Source organism: Endozoicomonas sp. SESOKO2, from assembly GCF_024606245.1.
Lineage (GTDB): Bacteria > Pseudomonadota > Gammaproteobacteria > Pseudomonadales > Endozoicomonadaceae > Endozoicomonas_A.
In genome coordinates, this window is sequence record NZ_JAHHPQ010000333.1 from 1 (window position 1) to 2418 (window position 2418).

At 47.9% G+C, this 2418-nt stretch carries 3 protein-coding genes; 1 reads left to right on the forward strand and 2 read right to left on the reverse strand.

All coding sequences use genetic code 11. The features are described 5' to 3' along the window. Together speE and KDK17_RS07625 are read right to left on the reverse strand one after the other, a co-directional pair. Window positions 1-679 (reverse strand): polyamine aminopropyltransferase (gene speE / locus KDK17_RS07620; protein ID WP_257287757.1); only part of this gene is annotated, 679 nt, incomplete at its 3' end. Between the two features lie 287 nt (window positions 680-966). After that, window positions 967-1455, reverse strand: a complete 489-nt coding sequence (locus KDK17_RS07625; RefSeq protein WP_257281608.1) for a hypothetical protein — start codon at window positions 1453-1455, stop codon at window positions 967-969. Between the two features lie 397 nt (window positions 1456-1852). Between KDK17_RS07625 and KDK17_RS07630 the strand changes: the two genes are divergently transcribed. Continuing rightward, entirely contained in the window at window positions 1853-2329 is a 477-nt protein-coding gene (locus KDK17_RS07630; protein WP_257287758.1) for a DUF29 domain-containing protein, read from the forward strand. Window positions 2330-2418: the final 89 nt, after the last annotated feature.

Here is a 2418-nt window from a genome sequence, read left to right on the forward strand (position 1 = left end):
CAGCAGCACTGTAGAAGTAGCAGTCATCCATATAATGGCCCAGACGACGGGTGGTGGTTTCTACTTCTTCCAGTTGCATGAAGCAGACGCCGTTCTGAGCGACAAAGATGCCGCCTTCTTTCAGCAGACGTTTGCAGCCAGCATAGAACTCTGAAGAGAACAGCACTTCACCAGGACCAATGGGATCTGTGCAGTCAGAAATGATGACGTCAAAGCTGCCGTCGGGTGTTTTTTCACGGTCACTGACAAAATTGATGCCGTCGTCAATCACCAGGTGGGCTCGTGGGTCTTCGTAGGCGCCAGCGGAGTGGTTGGGCAGCCACTTTTTGCACATGTCGACCACAGCGCCATCAATTTCAACCATGGTGACGTGCTCAACGTTTTTGTGCTTTAGCACTTCACGCAGGATACCACCGTCACCACCACCGATGATCAGTACTCGCCGGGCGTTTCCGTGAGTCAGGATCGGCACATGAGTCATCATTTCGTGATAGATGAACTCATCTTTCTCTGTAGTCTGGATAACACCATCCAGCGCCATCATGCGACCAAACATCTTGTTGTTGAATATGACCAGATGCTGGTGTTCGGTTTTCTGTTCGAACAGCATCTCATCGACGGAAAAGCTCTGGCCGTAGCCATCATAGAGGGTCTCAAGGTATGTGTTGTCTTTTAGCATGATGCCTTTCCTTTTAAAACCGACCTTCAATAACGGGAAGGTCCAACCAGCCAGTTGTCGGGACAGCAGTAGAGAGTCTGGAAATTCAGGACCAGCAGTGAATTGGAACCATTATAGAGGTGCCTCACTCTGGCGAGGGACTCGACCCTTGATCAAGCTCAAGGCTGTTAGAACGCGCGAATTAAACCCTTGAAATGTCAGGATGACAACCCCTGAGGCAGATTTAATCATTATCCCTCAGGGGGTGCACATCGTGGAGCTGTGTTGGTAATCCAATTCAGGTGCCATCAATCGTGACAGGCCACCACTATTGAGGCCATATCGCCAGGAAAGCTTTGATGCGCCTGCATTTTCAGGGAACCGTGACCTTCATAGGAGTAGGTCACATCACAGGTATGCTTGGGTTCATAGCGATTGAAGCTAATGCTGTTGTCGGTTTTAAAGAGAGGCATGTTTATATGCCAGTCAAACATTTGACGGTATTGTTCTCCGTACAGATGCACATAGGTCTCAAATCCGGCAAGGATCGAGCCGTTACATCCGTGTAGCGTGATAGATCCTTGAGAGAACACAGTATAACGTGTTCTGCCGCCTTCGATGATGCCATACTTGGGATGCCCCATATCCAGTAGCATGTCTTCACTGGTATGGTTCTCTAACTTGAAGGTCAGGTACTCCAATGTATCATCGCCACAGACATAATCGCCGTTGGAAGAAGCATGAGTGCAGGCCAGACCAGCGAATACAGCAAAGATGACGGTTTTCTTTACGTCCACGATGTTTCTCCGGGTTGCCACAATCGGAGCGGATTATCAATTTGAAATTGGACGCGTGTCACGTACTATGTTCTGTTTGTTACCGTGAAAATCCCCCGTTTCTTCTTCGATTAAGTCGTTACCCTACCCTTCTCGGATAAGCTAATCACTGTGCCGGTCAATTGTTTGTTTTGTCTGGGAGGATCAGGTCGGGGAGTCTTGTCCTTACTGACTTACCCAGCCGATACGCAATATGACTGAGTGATTGAAATTCATAATAGTCACACCAAAAATCCATAATAGTCGTATCCAAAATCCAATTTGGTCAAAAATATGCTCTGTATCATCATGAATCTTTAGTTCGCCTTTGCTCCCTTTTTTGTTTTTGCCTAAAGTGGAAGAGCAATGGAGGTAGCTTATGGAAAACCTGTACGAAACTGACTTTTACCGCTGGAAAGAGCAACAGAAAGATCACTTGATCAACCGGCGCTTTGATCAACTTGATCTGGAGAGAGTCATTGAGGAGTTTGATGATACGGGCAATGATCGAAACACCCTTCGATCCAGGCTAACGACTCTCTTGCTGCACTTGCTCAAATACCAGTACCAGACTCAGGTCATTAATCCGTTGCTTCCAGAGCCTTATAGCTGCCGAAGCTGGAAAGGCGCCATCCGGGAACAGAGGGAACAGCTGGTCATTCTGCTACAGGACCGTTCCCACCTGAATCACAAAGTCTGTGAGGTATTTGGCGACGCTTTCGCCAGTGGCAAGAAACTGGCTATTCAAGCCATGAATGATTATGTCCAGCCGCATCAGAGACTGAATGAGAGGAGTTTTCCTGAAACCTGTCCCTGGGATTTTGAACAAATCATGACAGAGAATTGGTTGCCGTAAGGTCAGGGGAACGGAAAGACGACTCACCTGCCTTGCAGCCTGTCGGACTTAAGCGTCCGTAGCGAGGATTGCAAGAAATTGAGGATAAA

Coding starts and splice junctions, on each gene's coding strand:
- KDK17_RS07630 (WP_257287758.1), top strand. CDS start 1,853: ATGGAAAACCTGTACGAAACTGACTTTTACCGCTGGAAAGAGCAACAG.